Here is an 18919-nt window from a genome sequence, read left to right as displayed (position 1 = left end):
GTATTAAAAAACAGGATTTGCCCAACCAAATTGAGGCCGGACACTGCTTATCATCAATAATGTAAACACCAAAACAATTTTATATCAAAAAACAATAACATCATAATCCATCCACTATGAAAAAAGATATACTCATTTTTTTACTGACTATCTTATTATGCCTGCCGGGAAGATTTCTTTCGCAAACCTATCAACTTACCGGAAATCCTGTAAATACAACGGGCTGGGATCTTGTCTCTGATGCTGCAGTAAGCGGAGACTTTGTAAGACTGACAACCGATCAGACCAGCAGATATGGGGCTGTAAAATTATCCACTCCCATCACTCTGAGCTATTGTGATAAGTGGAAAGTGGAATTCGATTTCAGAATTGACGGAAACGGAACCACTCAGTTTGGAAAAGGAGACGGTTTTACCTTCTGGTATCTTGCTAATCCACCAACAGGTTTTGTATCAGGAGGAGGTCTGGGAATTCCGGCCAATGCTTCCGGGCTCATGGTTGGTTTTGATATCTTCAACAATACCACTGAAGGCCAGATGAGTAAAGTTCACATTCTTTATGGCACCAATAATACAGCCGGTAACAATATTGAGTTCAACACGACTCCGGGAAGTACTTTTCACTCTCCGGATCTTATTGCTACCAATCCGTTTGTAGGAGACACTTACAGACATGTTGAGGTAAATGGAGAAACAGATCTTACCAACCCTACAAACTGGATTATCAAAGTGAGAATAAACGGTGTTCTTATTGTAGATCAGTCTTTTGCTCCTTCAGGAGGTGCCGTGGGAATGTCGCAGGGATATTTTGGTTTCTCTGCAGCAACCGGAGGTGCCAGTGCAAGACATTCTATTAAGAATGTTAAGGTATTTGTAGATAAAGTTCCTATCCTAAGCAATACCATAACTCCATTCGTTTGTACAAATCCAGCTACCGGAAATGGCGTGGTAGATCTTACTTCTTACAATTCTCAATTTGTAAATAATCCCGGAAATTATATTTTCACATATTATGTATTAGGAAGCTCAACGCCTATCGCGAATCCTTCAAATTTCCAATATTCAGGAAATACGACAATCAAAGTGGTAGTCAAGGACCCTACTTCCACTCTCTGCGATAATGGCGACGGTGTTATCCAGCTTAATCCTACTCCATTTGCAGCAACCGATGCCAGTCTGACCGGATGTAATAACAACAATGCCGGGACAGCAACATTTGACCTCAACACGGCTGCTGTAACAACTGTTGCCGGAGTTACCAAAGAATTCTACCCTACTTTATACGATTTGAACAATGGTACGAATCAGATAACAAACCCTTCTGCCTATGCATCTGCAGCAGCAACAATATATGTAAAAGTAACGACTCCTCAGGGATGTGTGAGTACTTCTAAAATTACATTGAACATTTACCCTGTTGTGGTTGTGAATGATATTGAAATAAAATCCTGCTTTATCGAAACCAACCCATCTATGGCATCCTTTAATCTTACAGGAGCTGTCGTTTCTCAGGGTGGACTTACAAAAGAATATTATCCGTCCCTGGCAGACGCTATCAGTGGAACCAATGCTATCTCTACTCCGGCAGCTTACATTGCCCCTAACGGTGTGGTTTATATTAAAGTATTCAGCTCAAACGGATGTTATTCTATTGCTAAAGTCACATTAACTGTAATCCCTCCTGTTTATTCAAGAACTTTGCTAGACAAGACAATTTGTATAGAAAATACAACTACTTTAGATGCAGGAGCAGGTTTCAAAAGCTACGAATGGAGCACAGGAGCCACTACTCAATCTATCAAAAATGTAGGAGTAGGAACTTACTGGGTAAAACTTAAAACCGGAGATTGTGTTGCAACACAGAAAGTAACAGTATACCCTTCCGACAATCCGGTTATTACAACGGTTGACATTTCGGGAAGCACGGTAACAGTATATGCCAATGGCGGAACTCCTCCTTATCAGTATTCTATGGACAATATCAACTGGCAGGATTCCAATGTGTTTACCAATATTGCAAGAGGAGAAGCTAAAGTATATGTAAGAGACGGTTATAATTGTGTTCCTGTTGAAGTCAATATTACAGTACCCAACCTTATCAATATCATTACACCTAACGATGACGGCAAGAATGATTTTATAGATTATTCAGCTTTGGCCAATAAACAAAACCTGGAAATAGCCATCTTCGACAGGTATGGTTACAAAATGTTCCAGGCCGATAAAACTAACGGTTACAAATGGGCAGGAACTACCAATGGAAGTAAAAAAGTTCCTACAGGAAACTATTGGTATTCTGTTTCATGGAATGAAAATAATAAAAACAGTACTCCGATAAAATTCTCAGGCTGGATTGTTGTAAAAAACAGAGAATAATTACACTTTCCGACACATCAAAAGAATCACCCCGCCCGGCCGGGGTGATTTTTTGTATTAACAAGAAGGAGATATTTCATTTTAAAGACTCTTTATTCATATTCAATGCTTAAATTTGTCCTATGAATTATTTGGAAGCTTTAAGCAGAAGATATTCTGTAAAAAAATTCAATCATCAGATTATTCCTCAGGAAACCCTTCACAACATTCTTGAGTCAGGAAAGCTGTCTGCCAGTTCGCTGGGACTTCAGCCTTATAAAATTGTGATTGTTGAAAGCGAGGAGATGAAACAGAAATTAATTCCTGCTTTTTATAATCCATCTCAGATTTCCACCTGTTCCCATCTTATTGTTATTATCTCAAAAAAATTCATAGAAGAGAACTATATCCGGGGCTATTTTAATCATATTTCAGAAGTAAGGGATACTCCAATGGAAAAACTTGATCCTTTCAGAAACAGTATTAATCAGCATATTAACCAGAAAACACATGATGAAATTTTCAACTGGGCAGAAAAACAGTCTTATATAGTATTGGCCAATCTTATGTATGCCGCAGCTATTGAAAATATTGACTCCTGTCCCATGGAAGGTTTCCGCCAGGATCTTATAGAAGATATTCTGAAGGTCAATCCTGAAACAGAAAAAGTAACCGTTACCCTCGCTTTAGGTTACCGTTCCGAAGAAGATCACTTCCAGCACATGAAAAAAGTAAGAAAACCAAACGAAAAATTGTTTAAATTTATTTAATATTTTAAACGATTGTACCTAAAGCCAGCATATGATAAAAGCGGATGTATTAGTAATCGGTTCCGGCATTTCCGGACTTTCCTATGCCATTAAAGTTTCTGAACAGCACCCTGATGCCAAAATTATTATTGTAACCAAGTCTGATGAAGACGAAAGCAATACCAAGTATGCACAAGGCGGTCTCGCCGTCGTTACAGATTTTCAGAATGATAATTTCCAAAAACACATAGACGATACCATGCGTGCCGGCGACGGAGAAAACAAACGTGACGTCGTAGAAATGGTGGTAAGAGAAGCTCCTGCGAGATTCAATGAAATTGTAGAATGGGGAGCACAGTTCGACATGAAGAACGGTAAATTTGCTTTAGGAAGAGAAGGAGGCCATACTGAAAACAGGATCGTACATCATAAAGATATTACAGGTTTTGAAATCGAAAGAGCTTTATTGGAAACGGCCAATAACAGCCCGAATATTGAAATCCTGGATCATCATTACGTCATTGATATCATTACACAACACCATGTTCCCGGAAAGGAACTTAACGAAGGAGACATCCACTGCTACGGTGCTTACATTCTGGATGAGAAATCCAAAACCATCAAAAAAATTACTTCTAAAATAACGCTTGCTGCCACAGGAGGCGCAGGACATGTTTACAAAAACACCACCAATCCTACGATTGCAACAGGGGACGGAATTGCTTTTGTTGCCCGTGCCAAAGGAAAGGTTTCCAATATGCAGTATTACCAGTTTCACCCAACAGCTCTCTACAGCAAAATGGATGGAATGTTGTTTTTGATTTCAGAAGCCGTTCGTGGAGACGGAGCAAAATTAAGAACCAAAAGGGGCGAAAAATTCATGCATAAATATGATGAACGTGAAGAATTAGCCTCCAGAGATATTGTTGCAAGAGCCATTGACGCCGAAATGAAAATTACCGGAGACGAATTTGTCGGCTTGGATTGCAAGGAAATGAACCATGAAAAATTCCTGGAACATTTCCCTAATATTTATAAAAAATGTAAAGATGAAGGAATTGATCCTTTCACTCAGCTGATTCCTGTTGTACCTGCCTGCCACTATTTAATGGGAGGTATCGAAGTAGACAGAGACGGACAATCCTCCATCAGAAATCTTTTTGCTGTGGGTGAATGTACCAACTCAGGACTACACGGTGCCAACAGGCTTGCTTCAAATTCTCTTCTTGAAGGTTTGGTTTTCGGGCATAATGCCGCAATGAAAACAGTAGAACTTCTGAATGAAAACAGTTTCAACTTTGATGACCTGAAAGCCGTTCCGGAATGGAATGAAGAAGGAATGAAAATCATGGACGAAATGGTCATCGTAAGCTATCTCAGAAAGCAGCTTCAGGAAATGATGAGTGATCTGGTAGGAATTGTCAGAAGCAACAGACGTCTGAATATGGCATTACAGAAGCACCAGGAAATTGCCGCTGCTGTAGATGAAATATACCACTATTCTATTCTTTCCCCCCAATTATCGGAATTACGAAACCTTACAACCGTTGCCCATCTCATCATTACCCAATCCATGGAAATGACGGAGAATAAAGGAGCATTTTATAATAAAGACTTAGCCTAACAGAAATCACACAATGAAAAGACCAGCATACGTAACAGATAAAGCATTAAAGACATTTATAAAAAACGCTCTTGAAGAAGATATTCAGGATGGGGATCACTCTACCCTATCTACTATTCCACAGGATCTTGTACAAAGTGCTAAACTTTTGGTAAAACAGGACTGTATTCTTGCAGGCGTTGAGCTGGCAGAAATCATCTTTAAAACATTTGATAAGAATTTAAAAGTAGAGGTTTTCATTAAAGATGGAACTCCATGTAAATTCGGAGATGTAGCGCTTATAGTTACAGGAAGTGCTAGATCTATCCTTTCCACAGAGAGATTTGTTCTTAACTGTATGCAGAGAATGAGTGGGATTGCAACCCTTACTCATGAATGGGATTCTCGATTGGTAGGCACAAAAACTAAACTTTTAGATACAAGAAAAACAACTCCCAACTTCAGAATGTGTGAAAAATGGGCAGTGGCTATTGGCGGAGGAACCAATCACAGGTATGGTCTTTATGACATGATCATGCTGAAGGACAACCACATTGATTACAATGGAAGTATCTCCAATGCTGTGGCAATGGCGAAAGACTATGTTAAAAGGAATAAGAAAAAGTTAAAAATAGAGGTTGAAACAAGAAATCTTGAAGAGGTACAGGAAGCTATCAATGCTAAAGTTGACAGAATCATGTTAGACAATATGGATGTAAAAACAATGAAGGAGGCTGTAAAAATGATCAACGGTTCTTGTGAATCTGAAGCATCAGGAGGAATTACCCGCGATATGCTGAAAGAAATTGCCTCTACAGGTGTTACCTATATCTCTGTAGGAGCCCTTACCCACTCTGCTGAGAATATAGATTTGAGTCTCAAAGCAGTGAAATAGCGTTGAATTTTTAACAAAAACACCCCCGGTTTGTTAAAAATTCAATAACATGACTTTTTTCATACAAAAATTCAATTTTTAGCCACAATACTGATTTTTAACACTTTAACATTATTAAGACTGAGTAAAAATTAACATTGAGTTAATAATAGTTAAATTTAATTTTGCGAATTTTGCAGAAAATTAAATCTAATTATTACTAACGATTATGAAATTAATCAACAAATCGATACTAACTGCAGTAATTACTTTATCTACAGCTAGTGTTTATTACGCTCAACAAGTTCAGGACACAGTACAAAAGTCCAAAGATATTGACGAGGTAATCTTAAGAGGTGTTACCGATATCGCTAAAGATAGAAAAACACCGGTAGCAGTATCTACAATCAAAGCTGCTCAGATTCTTGAAAAGCAAGGAAACCAGGAGCTTGTTGAACTTCTAAACGTAACACCATCTGTTTACGCTACAAAAGGTGGTGGTGGATTTGGAGACTCCCAAATCACTATGCGTGGTTTTGAATCCAGAAACATCGCAGTTATGGTAAACGGTATGCCTGTAAATGATATGGAAGGAGGTACTGTTTATTTCTCAAACTGGACTGGACTAGCTGACGTTACTAGCACTATGCAAGTACAAAGAGGACTTGGTTCTTCTAAATTAGCAATTGCATCCGTTGGAGGGACTATGAACTTCTTAACCAGATCTTCGGATATGAAAAAAGGAGGTGTAGTTAGATTAGGAGTTGGTAACAATGACTTTTTAAAAACATCTTTTGCATATAATACGGGTAAGTCTGATAAAGGCTGGTCTTCTTCATTCTTAATGAGCAGACAAGCAGGAAGCACCTATATTCAAAACACAGATTACGAATCCTATGCTTACTATTTTGCCTTAGGATGGGAACCAAACAAGAAACATAATTTCCAGTTTACGATTACCGGATCTCCACAATGGCATAATCAAAGAACTTACTCTCCTTTCATCAAAGATTATATAACGTATAACCCAGACCACGATAATACACCTGACAGAACCTATAATTCTGACTGGGGGTACCGTATCAATGCTGACGGAAGCAGAACTTCTATTGCAAACAGAGCCAATTATTACTCAAAACCAGTATTAATGTTGAACTGGGACTGGACAATGAGCGAGAAGTCAAAATTAAGTACTGTTTTATATATGTCTAATGGTAGAGGTGGTGGAACAGGAGATCTTGGAAGTTTCTGGAATGGGAAATTCAACAGTAACGGAACTCCTTCTACAAACAATATCAACTCTTACAGAAGAGCAGACGGAACCTATGACTATGATAAGATTTTCGCACTAAACAATGGTATAACAGCAGGTGCTCCTTACACGGTGACAAACCCGGCTAACGGAAAACAATATCAGGTAAGAGATGGTATTATCAGAAGATCAAGTATCAATTCTCATAACTGGTACGGTATCTTAGCTAACTTCCAGCATAAAGTTAATGATAACTGGAATTTCTCAATCGGTACAGATGATAGATACTATTATGGTTACCACTATCAGGTAGTTTCTGATTTGTATGGAGCAAAAGGTTATCAGGAAATTCTTAATAATAATGTAGCACCTTATAACGTTACGAGAACATTCGACTACAAAAAGCTTGCTTGGAACCCATTTGGAGGAAAAACAGCACCTTTAAATGAGCAAATCGGATATAGTAACGATGGTGAAGTTATCTGGTACAGTGCTTTTGGTCAAGTTGAATATACTAAAGATAAATTATCTGCATTCCTTCAGGGATCAGTATCCAACCAAGGATATCAAAGAATCGATAACTTCGTTAAAGATGGTGTGACTAAGCAGCAAGGACAGGTTGTTAATACAAAAACCGGATTCAAAAATCTATTTGGATATAACATTAAAGGGGGTGCCAACTATAACATTGATAGTCAAAACAATGTATTTGCTAATGTAGGTTATTACAGCAAGCAGCCTTTCATGAACTCTGTCTATCCAAGTAACTTCCAGGTTCTAAACCCTAGCTTAACGAATGAGAAAATCTTCTCAGCCGAAGTAGGATATGGTTTCAGATCTCAAAAATTCAGTGCAAATGTTAACTTATACAGAACTGAATGGAGAGACAGATGGCTAAGAAGAACCAACCAAACATTTACACTAGCTGATAACACAACGACTACAGGATATGCGGAAATCAGCGGGATTACTGAAATTCACCAGGGAGTAGAATTTGATGCAGTTTACAGACCAACAAATTTCCTAGAGTTTCAAGGTATGTTCTCTTGGGGTGATTATTACTACAAAGGAAATGCAACCGGATCAGCTTTTGATGACAACAACAATCCTCTTACATTATCAGGAACATCAACTTCAACAACTCTTTACTTAGATAAAGTAAAAGTAGGAGGAACAAGCAATAACAGTATCCCTCAAATGACAGCTTCACTTGGAGCAACTGTTAAGCCAGTAAAAGACCTAAGCATTTTTGGAACATGGAGATATGTTGGAAAAGTATATTCTTCTATTGATATTGCTACTTTCTCTAACCAGACAGCACAAGAAAGAGGTGTATTACAATTACCAGACTTCAACTTATTTGATTTAGGTATTTCATATAAAATCAGACTAAAAGATGCTTCTCAGTATTTCACAGTCGGAGCAAATGTTTACAACTTATTTGATACCTTCTATATTTCTGATGCATCAACAAACGTATTTGGATCTGACGCTCCTTCAAAATTAGCCGATGGATCTAACAATACTGCTAAGAAAACGTATGAAGAATTGGGATATATGTATAAAGGTGTAGCAACTGATAACCGTGTACTATTCGGATTCGGAAGAACCTGGGCAGCAACATTATCATTCAATTTCTAATAATATCACAATATTAGATTTTCTCAATATCAATCCCGGCTTTGAGCCGGGATTTTTGTTATCTTTGTGTACAAAAAAATAGGATTATGGATTTTTACAACATTTTACTTAATGCCCATAAAGGTTTCGGGTATCTTGAAATTCTTTTGGTAACATTATTTGTCATTGCACTTTTGGCTACCATGTTCGGTTTCAGTGGAAAAGTGAACAAATTTTTGAAGAAAACAACGCTTTTCACGATGATTTTCTTCCACGTTCAGTTTTTATTGGGAATCATTATGCTGATCACCACGTTCAGCAAAGGATTAAATATGGGAGAAGTAATGAAAAATGCGGCATTGAGATTCCAATATGTTGAACATCCGTTCTCTATGCTTATTGCGGCAGTTTTGATGACGATTGTCAACAAAAAAGTAAAATCCAATGATACTATTTCTTTAGGAGTAGTAATTATGGGACTTATTGCAGTAGGTTTATTTGCATTTGCATTCCCTTGGACAAGAGTTTTTGGGGCATAAAAAGACAAAAAAATTATATGCGTTATAATTTATAAATAGTTTAATCTTAAATTTTTATTTAAATCAATGAAAGTAGCTGTAGTAGGTTCAACAGGAATGGTTGGACAAGTTATGCTTAAAGTTTTGGAGGAGAGAAACTTCCCTGTAACAGAATTAATTCCGGTAGCATCCGAAAGATCTGTAGGCAAGAAGGTGAAGTATAAACAGAAGGAATTTACCATCGTAAGCATGAAGGACGCTATAGCTGCCAAACCGGATATTGCTATTTTCTCTGCAGGTGGATCTACTTCGCTTGAATTCGCTCCTTTATTTGCAGAAGCAGGAACAACAGTAATTGATAATTCTTCTGCCTGGAGAATGGACCCTGACAAAAAATTAGTCGTTCCTGAAATCAATGCTGATGTTTTAACAAAAGAAGATAAAATCATCGCAAATCCGAATTGTTCTACCATTCAATTGGTAATGGTTCTTGGGCCATTGAACAAAAAATATGATTTAAAAAGAGTAATCGTTTCTACTTACCAGTCTGTAACAGGAACGGGTAAAGCTGCTGTAGACCAGTTAAACGGTGAAATCAGCGGAGATGAAACTACTGAAAAAGTATATCCATATCAGATCTTCAAAAATGCATTGCCACACTGTGATGTATTTGCTGATGATGATTACACGAAAGAAGAGATCAAACTGATGAAGGAACCTAAGAAAATTTTAGGAGACGATACCTTTAACTTAACAGCAACTGCTGTGAGAGTTCCGGTTCAGGGAGGACATTCTGAAAGTGTAAACATTGAATTCGAAAATGAATTCGAACTGGATGAAGTAAGAAAAATCTTATCTGAAACTCCTGGTGTCATTGTAATGGATGATGTGAAAAACAACCACTACCCGATGCCTCTTTATTCAGAAGGAAAAGACGAAGTTTTCGTTGGAAGGATCAGAAGAGATCTGTCACAGCCTAAAACGCTCAACCTCTGGATCGTTGCAGACAATCTGAGGAAAGGAGCAGCAACAAACGCTGTACAAATTGCAGAATACCTGGTAGCAAACAACTTAGTATAAACTAACAAAATAAAAAAGAGTCTCAGAATTGAGATTCTTTTTTTTATCAAACACTTATATGAACACCCAGAAAAGTACCCACAAAGAGAAAATAGGATTTCAAAAGCTTATTGCCACATTTGGAATCATCCTTTTTATCGGAAAGATCATTGCCTGGAAACTGACTAATTCTGATGCTGTTTTTTCTGATGCCATGGAAAGCATCGTTAATGTCATCAGTGCATTTATGGGATTATATTCACTTCATTTAGCGGCTAAACCTAAAGATGAAGACCATCCTTATGGCCATGGGAAAGTAGAATTTGTAACTTCGGGTATAGAGGGCGCCCTTATCGCTATTGCCGGTGTTATGATCATTTATGAAGGGATTCATAGTCTTATTGTAGGGAAAACGCTAAGCAAAATTGATCTTGGGATCTGGATTATTGCTGCCACAGCAGTTATTAATTATCTGCTGGGATATATCTCTATTAAAAAAGGAGAAAGAGAAAATTCTCTGGTTCTTATTTCATCCGGAAAGCATCTTCAGTCCGATACCATTACAACTCTCGGAGTAGTTGCCAGTTTAATTATTGTTTACTTCACCAAAATCTATTGGCTGGATTCTGTAGTAGCATTAAGTTTTGGGCTTTACATCATATTCGTAGGCTATAAAATCGTTCGAAAATCTCTGAGTGGCATTATGGATGAACAGGATCCTGAAATATTAAATCAGGTGATTAAAATCCTTGAAGAAAACAGACAAACAGAATGGATTGATGTGCACAATATGAAAATCCAGCAATTCGGTTCCTCCTTACATATTGATGCCCATATTACCCTGCCGTGGTATTATGACCTTCGTGATGCTCATGATGAAATGGAAAAAGTAATTATTCTCCTTGCCAAAAACATTAAACGTACGATTGAATTCAATTTTCATATGGATGACTGTAAACCAATTTCATGCCCGGTATGCCAGATCAAGGACTGCCCTGTCCGCGAAAAAGATTTCGTCAAACGTGTAGAATGGACTCCGGAAAATGTAACGAGTGTCGATAAACACACAATTATTGAGGAAGAATAAAATTCAGATTAGCTTTTTTTCCTGCTTTCTTTACTGATCATCTGTTTTCTGTAATAAAACATCGGAACAATCAGCAGTATAATTAATGGCTGAATCACGAATCTCCTCATATAAAAGGAAAAAAGATATCCTATTTCAAATTTACTATGAATGCAATACAGATAAATCGGTAATGTAATGACAAAGACGACAATCATCATCACTGCTCCCTGTATTGTCCAGTCTTTATTTCTGAATAAACCGTAAATAATCAGACAGGAAAAAAAAAGATTTAAAATAAATCTGAAAACATGACCAGCAATCAGTCTTCCCCATTCGAAGGCAGGGAATTCAATATGTTTATTGGCTTCGTGAAAGTAGTCTAAAAAAGGGTCATAAAAAAGAGTTCCTTCCAAAGCTCTTACTCCTATCAATCCGCATACGCCTGCGATCACCAGAAACCAGCTAAGAATTTTCATGTTTTAAGGCAAAAAATTTAATCCAGATCAGCCAAAGGACAACTACACTTCCATAAATAATAGCAGGAAAAATAAAATCGTGAAACATCTTTCCATATTCCTTATGGTCGGACATCACGATATTTAACCCTACTATTCTCAAAAGGTTTATCATGTATAATAACACTAGTCCTGCTCCCACAAAAACAAAAGTTTTCATTCCCTTATAAAAGGCAAAAACAAAAGATACAAATAAAATGATGACAGAAACGGCATTGCACCCTTCCACCATTCTCGTCACATAATTCTGTTTAACATAAAACCAAACCTGCTCGTTCTTTACATCGTCATAAAGTTCTGTAGGATAACCTATCGCGTTCTGCAGAGAAGTTACCTGACTGGCAATCATTCTTGAAAAAGAATCCAATCCGGAGTCTTTCCCACTATTCAGATAAAACTGATAGGCAAAAAGCAACACCAGGTAGATAACAATAAAACGCAATAAAATACCTAAAACAGGTTTAAAGTCTTTCAGCATACTACAAAGATAAAAATTAGCCTGTAATATCCTGAATTTGAATAAAGAAAGTTAAAAACCAAAAGTAAAAAACAACCAATTTAACCTATAAGGCTTAAAATTTTTCATAAAAACATTCAATAAAATCAAAATTCTACACTACCATTCTCATGCTCTTCCACCTTCTTAATCACTTCTTTACACTATAATTTCCAACTCACGTTAATTTAGTATATTTGTTCCATATTATGACTTCTGAAAACGCAAAACGATTTTTTGAAAACCATGTAGGTAAAAAATCTTCCGAATTCGTCACATTAGCTCAAAGCGGATCCGCGAGGGTCAATTTTCTGGCCGCTGCCGGTACCGAGAAATACATTATCACGTACAATGAAAATATCCCGGAAAATGAAAGTTTTCTTTACTATTCCCAGGTATTCTCAGATCTGAGCCTTAATACTCCTTCCATCCTTGCTGTTTCAGAGGACAGAAAGATGTATATCCAGGAATTTTTGGGGCAGCAAACTCTTTCTGAGGTAATTGCAAAAGATCACTTGTCTCCCACTGTACAATCTTTGGTTAAGCAGACCTTAGAAAAGCTTTACCAACTGCAGATGCAGACCCAGGGTAAAATCGACTTTTCCAGAACCTTTGAATATGAAAGCTATGATGAACTTCCTGTGATTCATGATTTGTATTACTTTAAAAATTTTGTCGCCGATTTTCTGGAGCTTGAATACAACAAGTCGACTCTCCTTAAAGAGTTCAAAAAAATTGCTGTACTTATTGAAAATCTTGAACCTAAAGGAATTATGATCCGCGATTTTCAGGCAAGAAATATCATGGTGAATGAAAGAAATGAGGTCTCTTTCATCGATTACCAATCGGCAATGAAAGGTCCGTTGATGTATGATGTCATCTCTTTTCTTTTTCAGGCAAAAGCTAATTTCCCGGACGATTTCAAACAGGAAATGCTGGAATATTATATTGAGCAGTTTGAAGATCCTGAAACAAAGGTTCAGTTAAGAAATGCAGTGATGCCTGTACAAATGATGCGATTTCTGCAAGTTTTGGGAGCCTACGGATTCCGGGGGATGATACAGAGGAAACAGCATTTCATGGCCAGTCTGGAGCAAGGAATTCAGAATATTACTCAATTTGCAGACTCATGGCAACAGATGAACAATTACCCGGAACTGCAGAAAGTAATTCAGCAACTGACATCAGAAAAGGCAAAGCAAAAAATTGAGGAAATAATAAATAAATAAGTCTTCGGCTCCGCTCAGACTGACTGATCAAAATATCTGAGCAAATACGAAGCAATTTTAAGATAACTAAATAAACCTTAATGGTTTAAAAAAGATAAAAAAGAATATGCTACACATCGAGATACACAGTTTTTCATACAAAAAAGGAGGAATCCCTAAAGACAACTCAGGAAATGGCGGAGGGTTCGCTTTCGACTGCCGTGGAATTTTAAATCCGGGAAGAGTTGAAGAATATAAAATCCAGACCGGAAATGACATAGGAGTTCAGGAATATCTGGAAACAAAAACGGAAATGCCAAAGTTTTTAGAACTGGTAAAATCTCTCGTTTCCATCAATATTGATAATTATTTGGAAAGAGGCTTTGAGCATCTGCAGATTAATTTCGGATGCACTGGCGGACAGCACAGATCAGTATATTGTGCTATAAAAATTGCAGAATTTATCAAAGAAAAATATCCTGAAGGTACTGAGGTCACCCTTCAACACGATGAACAACCGCAACTGAATAAATAAACGATAAGTGATCATTGATAAATGATTTAATTTCATTTATTGATGATACAAAGTATTATCATTCATCAATTACCATTTATCAATTATAAAAAATGAAAGCTCTAATTTTCGCAGCAGGGAAAGGTACCAGATTGAAACCTTTTACAGATCACCATCCGAAAGCATTGGCAAAAGTGAATGAAGTTCCGCTTCTCGAAAGAAATATTAATTACCTTAAAAGCTTCGGAATAAAGGATTTTGTTATCAACATTCATCATTTCGGAGAACAGATTGTTGATTTTCTGAAGAAAAACAATAATTTCGGGTGCAGGATTGAAATCTCTGATGAGACCAGCGAACTGCTGGAAACAGGTGGCGGCTTGATATTTGCAAGAAAATTTCTTGATCACGGAGAAGATTTTTTAATCATGAACGCTGATATTCTAACTGACCTGAATATCAATGCTCTGGTGGAATACCATAAAAAGATAAAAGATTTTGCTACTTTAGCGGTTTCGGACAGAGAAAGTTCGAGAAAACTCCTTTTCAATGATGATATGGTTTTGAGAGGCTGGCTCAATGTGCAAACCGGAGAGCAAAGACTGGCTGAATTCAATAAAGGTTTTAAGGCCCTTGCTTTCAGCGGAATTCATTGTATCAATCCTGTCATCTTTGAAAAAATAAAAAGAACAGGCAAATTCTCTGTTATGGAAGAATATCTGGATCTGATGCAAACCGAGCACATACATGGTTTTGTACATGACAGTATTCTTATTGACGTTGGAAGACCATCATCCGTAATAGAAGCCGAAAAACACTTTAAATAAATTTTGCAATGGAAATTGATGAAACCAGAGATGAAAGCTTAATAAATCCGGAACTTGATATTAACGAAACAAAACTACATAACAGTTTCAGACAGAAAACCTGGGATGAAACAATCACCAAGGACAGCTGGATGGTCTTTAAGGTCATGGCTGAATTTGTAGACGGCTATGAAAAACTGGCTAAAATCGGTCCGTGTGTTTCTATATTTGGTTCTGCCCGACTAAAGCCGGAGAACAAATATTATGAAATGGCTGTAGATATTGCTGAAAAGATTACCAAGCTAGGTTTCGGAATTATTACCGGAGGCGGCCCGGGGATCATGGAAGCGGGGAATAAAGGAGCTTTTAATGCCAAAGGAAAATCTATAGGACTTAATATTGATCTGCCTTTTGAACAACATTTCAATCCTTATATCAATAAATCTTATTCCATGAATTTTGATTACTTTTTCGTGAGAAAAGTAATGTTTGTAAAATACTCTCAGGGATTCGTAGTAATGCCTGGAGGATTCGGAACGCTGGATGAACTCACGGAAGCGATGACACTGATTCAGACCAATAAAATTGGAAAATTTCCAATCGTTTTAGTGGGAAGCGAATTCTGGGGAGGATTACTGGATTGGTTTAAGGCAACTCTGTTAAAAGAAGGAATGATTGCCGAAGATGATCTTGAACTTTATCGTGTGGTAGATACTGCTGATGAGGCTGTAGCACATATTAAAGCATTTTATGACAAGTATTCTGTGAATGTAAATTTTTAATTGGCATATTATTTGTGACTTATAACGAACAACTATGATTGTAAATCTATTAATTAAGATGAAAAAACTTTTATATATATCAGGAATTTTAACATTTTTTGTGTTAATGAGTTTTATGTATGTAGACTTTTTCTCTTCAATGACCAAAGTGGACTATATTGATGGAAGCAAGACATTGAAGTTTACCACAAAAATGAATACAAGCCATATCTCTGACGCTATTAAAATCAACCCTAATACGGCAGGATTTGAAGCAGAGGTAAAAAAATATGTGAACAATAATTTTGATGTATTTGTCAATGGCTCTCCTAAAACGATTACCTTCACAGGAAGTCAGGTCAGCGGAGAAACTGTATGGGTATATTTTGAAACCGGAGGTGTTTCGGATATCAATACCTTAAAGATTAAAAATACGATCCTTTTAAGCGCTTTTCCTAAGCAGATCAACATTGTCAACATTGCCTATAAAGGCAGCCAGAAAACAATGAATTTTCAGAGAGGAAAAGAAGTGAACGAGGTTTCTTTTTAAACGAAAATTAGATTTAACCATTATAAAATGGGTACCCTGGAAAGTCAAATTTTTCAGGGTATTTTTTTGGGCTGACAAAAAATCACTACAAAGAGATTAATTAAGTACAAATACCTAATCAAAAATTTCAGCATTTCCACTCTACTATTTTCATTTTCAGCAATGTACATTTGTATTGTAATTACAACCAGGAAAGTGAAGCCGGATTCACTTAAATAACGGGGCGGAATCTGAAAAGCCAGACGAGTAAGAAACACCAGACAAAAACTAAATATCATGGAAGATATAGAACTAAAATCATCCAGTCAGGAAATTGATGTCCTGATCGTTATTGACACAGATTATGTAAGATCTACTTATCCAAATCCAAGTAAGGATCCTAATAATCCTACAGGAATTGATCATAACAGCCAGCATATGATCGTTTCAAATGCCAACGCTATTTCCGGACAGGGCACAGCTGATCTGAACTTCAGTGCGAGAGCCGGAGATATAGTTTCTTTCAGAGGAACATCAATCTATCAAAATTCTGATGATGCTGTGATCATCTACAATATTAAATACTGGTCCGGTGATCAGGTTTTTAACAGCTTTATGTACAATTCTGTTGAAAGAAGACAGGCTGCGGTACCTAATTTAAATTCTCAAAACGGTCTTCCTGCCGCCAGCGCTGATATTACTTTTGCGAGTATCGATTCTAAAGTAAAAGCTACAGGAACAGAGAATTTCTATGTACAGTTTGGACTTTATATTTTAGATCCGAATGACAGTAACAAACAGATTCTGTACGGTTACTTTTACTGGGATCCAACGATTACGGTTAAATAAAAGAAAATAAAAAAACCACTGCATCTAGATAGACTTCAGTGGTTTTTGCTTTTTAATATCTCAAAATCCCGTAGACCATAAAAGAATATCAAGGTCTAACTCACTTATATTAAAATCATTCTGATGATCTTTAAAACCAGGCTTGTCTTTCAGTTCTTCAATAGCTTTTTCTGCTTTTTTTAAAGATGAAAATACTCCGATATATCTTTCGTCATCCAGAAAAGTATGTATTGTATAATAATGGCTGACACTGAAAACCGTATTTAAGCCTAATTCTTTTATTGAAATACAGTTGGCATCTATGTCGTCACCTTTTTCAATGTAGTCACGTCCAATTTCACCAATGACCTCCAGAAATCCTTCATTCCAATGTATCTTATCCAGAATATAACAATCGGTAACAAATGATTCGGGATAATCTCTAAATCCAGGTAGAACAATTGCTTTGGCTTTCAACTTTTCTAAGTTTTCAATACTATTAGAAAATCCAAGAAATTTAGTATCTGTATGAGATTCATCGGTGTAAGTATGATTTAATGCATAAATGAAATATTCCATCTTAATATAGTTTCTGTTTTTTAGAGATAAAAGTATTAAATCCTTAATTGATTTAATATCCACTATTAAAATAAAATCAGGCAGCTTGAAAGCTGCCCGATTTTTATAAAGTGTGTATTAGAATATATTTTATCCTAATGAATTACTCGATTTTGATATTATCAATCTGAAGATCATACACACCGTCTTTTCCTGTTTTAAGGGCAAACATTGGTTTTCCAGCGGTAGTATTAAGATCGGTAAGGCCTGTAAGCGTAAGCTCAATCAGTCTCCATTGTCCGTTCGTATTGATAGATCCGTTATATGAATTCGTACTTTCCGGGCTTAAAGTAGCACCTGTAGAGAATGTTGCTAAATTGAATGTATAGAAAGCAGAGGTATTAGGAGCCAACGGTGTTGCTCTGTATACGTTGAAAGAAAGTGATTTTCCTGATGCGGTCCCTTTAATATACATTGTAATTCTCTTCGGAGCTGCTGGTATTCCTGATGCCGCATTCGCTGTAAATACATAGTCATTGTTACCAGGTGTACCTTTAATCTGAAGGGAGTTTGTATCATTATATCCCAAACCAATACCTTGAGATGCATAAGAGATAAGCCCAAAGCTATTTAAACTTGACAGGAAAGATGGCCAGTTCTCGAAATCAGAGCTCGGGAAAAGATTGACAGCATTAGCAGATGGAAGTTCCGGCTGACCTGGAGTGAATCTGGCATTCGGGAAGTTAATATCATTAAGATCTCTTATATAAGCCTGATCTGTGAAAACCGTTGCGTTATTTGAGCTTGTAAAACGGCTCAGAAGAAGAACGATATCACCACTTTTTTCATATTTAGGAGAGATAGGAGATTTCGCAAAAGTTGAATAGTTGCTGAAACGAAGATCTAATCTACCTGCTTTTTTATCCGTAATATAACGATCACCTGTTGCAGATTCGTCAGCAAAATTTTTGGTCAGTTCAGGCTCTTCAAACTGAACATTTTTAATTTTTACAAGCTGATTGATATGAGCACCGTTTTTCAAAGCATCAGAGATAGAGTTGAACTCTAATGGCTTCATTGCAGCTACTACAGGCTTTTGTCCGTCACAAACTCTTGCCATGTAATTGGATAATTTATTAGGGTTGATTCTTCCAATAGGATAGTTAGGGTCATAAGAACCTACTTTAATGTTTCCATTAACTCCCTGAACGATCAATCCTTTCAGGTTGATTCTTACTAAAGCTCCAATAGGATAATCAAGATACTGATTTCCCCCATCGATATCAATTTCAATCCCTTGTGTCGGGTTTTCAGGTTTATCCTGAAGGAACATCATTTTGTAAAGATTTGAAGACTCATCACTTGAAGAGACATAAGCTTCTACGATGAAATCTTCCTTAATGATATCGGCTTCACCTGGTTTTGCCTTTGCAATAGTAGCAAGATCAGTTAACGGGTGATTAGCTGCAGCAAATTTGTTGGTACATTTGATTTCTGGCACCTCATAATCATCAGTTTTTACACAAGACGAGAATGCCAGCATTGAAATAGCACTAAAGATCGCCGCTTTAAAATATATATTTTTCATTGTTTTCGATTTTTAATT

18 protein-coding genes are annotated in these 18919 nt (G+C 36.8%); 14 read left to right on the top strand and 4 right to left on the bottom strand.

Annotation, left to right across the window (positions count from 1 at the left end; all coding sequences use genetic code 11):
* The first annotated feature begins 116 nt into the window (after positions 1-116).
* From ACLI50_RS15955 to ACLI50_RS15920, 8 genes are all read left to right on the top strand, one after another.
* Positions 117-2375 carry a T9SS type B sorting domain-containing protein gene (locus ACLI50_RS15955; RefSeq protein ID WP_411414204.1) on the top strand — a complete coding sequence of 753 codons (2259 nt, stop codon included), beginning with the start codon at positions 117-119 and terminating at the stop codon, positions 2373-2375.
* Positions 2376-2497: 122 nt separating this feature from the next.
* Positions 2498-3124, top strand: a complete 627-nt coding sequence (locus ACLI50_RS15950) for an NAD(P)H-dependent oxidoreductase (RefSeq protein WP_411414203.1) — start codon at positions 2498-2500, stop codon at positions 3122-3124.
* A gap of 31 nt (positions 3125-3155) precedes the next feature.
* Positions 3156-4727, top strand: a complete 1572-nt coding sequence (nadB, locus tag ACLI50_RS15945; RefSeq protein WP_137904406.1) for an L-aspartate oxidase — start codon at positions 3156-3158, stop codon at positions 4725-4727.
* A gap of 13 nt (positions 4728-4740) precedes the next feature.
* Positions 4741-5601 carry a carboxylating nicotinate-nucleotide diphosphorylase gene (gene nadC, locus ACLI50_RS15940; RefSeq protein ID WP_343639731.1) on the top strand — a complete coding sequence of 287 codons (861 nt, stop codon included), beginning with the start codon at positions 4741-4743 and terminating at the stop codon, positions 5599-5601.
* Between the two features lie 208 nt (positions 5602-5809).
* On the top strand, positions 5810-8473 hold the full coding sequence (locus ACLI50_RS15935) for a TonB-dependent receptor (RefSeq protein ID WP_343639733.1): 2664 nt from the start codon (positions 5810-5812) through the stop codon (positions 8471-8473).
* 86 nt (positions 8474-8559) lie between these two features.
* On the top strand, positions 8560-8991 hold the full coding sequence (locus ACLI50_RS15930) for a hypothetical protein (protein ID WP_034691532.1): 432 nt from the start codon (positions 8560-8562) through the stop codon (positions 8989-8991).
* Between the two features lie 66 nt (positions 8992-9057).
* Entirely contained in the window at positions 9058-10050 is a 993-nt protein-coding gene (locus ACLI50_RS15925) for an aspartate-semialdehyde dehydrogenase (RefSeq protein ID WP_062673335.1), read from the top strand.
* A 58-nt stretch (positions 10051-10108) separates the two neighbouring features.
* Positions 10109-11116 carry a cation diffusion facilitator family transporter gene (locus tag ACLI50_RS15920; RefSeq protein WP_202841739.1) on the top strand — a complete coding sequence of 336 codons (1008 nt, stop codon included), beginning with the start codon at positions 10109-10111 and terminating at the stop codon, positions 11114-11116.
* Between the two features lie 8 nt (positions 11117-11124).
* On the opposite strand, the gene ACLI50_RS15915 is transcribed toward ACLI50_RS15920, so the two are convergent.
* Positions 11125-11574 carry an exosortase F system-associated membrane protein gene (locus tag ACLI50_RS15915; protein ID WP_411414202.1) on the bottom strand — a complete coding sequence of 150 codons (450 nt, stop codon included), beginning with the start codon at positions 11572-11574 and terminating at the stop codon, positions 11125-11127.
* Complete coding sequence (gene xrtF / locus ACLI50_RS15910) at positions 11561-12091, bottom strand: exosortase family protein XrtF (RefSeq protein WP_202841743.1); 531 nt, start codon at positions 12089-12091, stop codon at positions 11561-11563. The genes ACLI50_RS15915 and xrtF overlap by 14 nt, the downstream gene beginning before the upstream one ends.
* A gap of 227 nt (positions 12092-12318) precedes the next feature.
* On the opposite strand from xrtF, the gene ACLI50_RS15905 reads away from it, so the two are divergent.
* From ACLI50_RS15905 to ACLI50_RS15880, 6 genes are all read left to right on the top strand, one after another.
* The gene (locus ACLI50_RS15905; protein WP_411414201.1) at positions 12319-13338 is read left to right on the top strand and encodes an aminoglycoside phosphotransferase family protein; all 1020 of its coding nucleotides are present in this window, start codon (positions 12319-12321) and stop codon (positions 13336-13338) included.
* A gap of 106 nt (positions 13339-13444) precedes the next feature.
* A complete protein-coding gene (locus ACLI50_RS15900; RefSeq protein WP_330744986.1) occupies positions 13445-13852 on the top strand; it encodes a RapZ C-terminal domain-containing protein in 408 nt (135 codons plus the stop codon).
* 92 nt (positions 13853-13944) lie between these two features.
* Positions 13945-14658 (top strand): nucleotidyltransferase family protein, encoded by a 714-nt coding sequence (locus ACLI50_RS15895; RefSeq protein WP_330744985.1) that lies wholly within the window; start codon positions 13945-13947, stop codon positions 14656-14658.
* An 8-nt stretch (positions 14659-14666) separates the two neighbouring features.
* A complete protein-coding gene (locus ACLI50_RS15890) occupies positions 14667-15419 on the top strand; it encodes an LOG family protein (protein WP_110008400.1) in 753 nt (250 codons plus the stop codon).
* Between the two features lie 58 nt (positions 15420-15477).
* Positions 15478-15948: a DUF6702 family protein gene (locus ACLI50_RS15885; protein WP_227941116.1), complete on the top strand. Its 471-nt coding sequence runs from the start codon at positions 15478-15480 to the stop codon at positions 15946-15948.
* A 276-nt stretch (positions 15949-16224) separates the two neighbouring features.
* Positions 16225-16776 (top strand): inclusion body family protein, encoded by a 552-nt coding sequence (locus ACLI50_RS15880; RefSeq protein ID WP_110008398.1) that lies wholly within the window; start codon positions 16225-16227, stop codon positions 16774-16776.
* Positions 16777-16836: 60 nt separating this feature from the next.
* Here the strand turns inward: ACLI50_RS15880 and ACLI50_RS15875 are convergent, their stop codons facing one another.
* Together ACLI50_RS15875 and ACLI50_RS15870 are read right to left on the bottom strand one after the other, a co-directional pair.
* Positions 16837-17334, bottom strand: a complete 498-nt coding sequence (locus tag ACLI50_RS15875) for a DUF7336 domain-containing protein (RefSeq protein WP_202841751.1) — start codon at positions 17332-17334, stop codon at positions 16837-16839.
* A gap of 142 nt (positions 17335-17476) precedes the next feature.
* Positions 17477-18901, bottom strand: a complete 1425-nt coding sequence (locus ACLI50_RS15870) for a DUF5689 domain-containing protein (RefSeq protein ID WP_411414200.1) — start codon at positions 18899-18901, stop codon at positions 17477-17479.
* Between the last annotated feature and the right edge of the window lie 18 nt (positions 18902-18919).

This window comes from Chryseobacterium cupriresistens (genome assembly GCF_046614675.1).
Taxonomy (GTDB): domain Bacteria; phylum Bacteroidota; class Bacteroidia; order Flavobacteriales; family Weeksellaceae; genus Chryseobacterium; species Chryseobacterium cupriresistens.
Note: the sequence above shows the minus strand (reverse complement) of the source record. Positions and strands in the feature narration are given on the sequence as shown.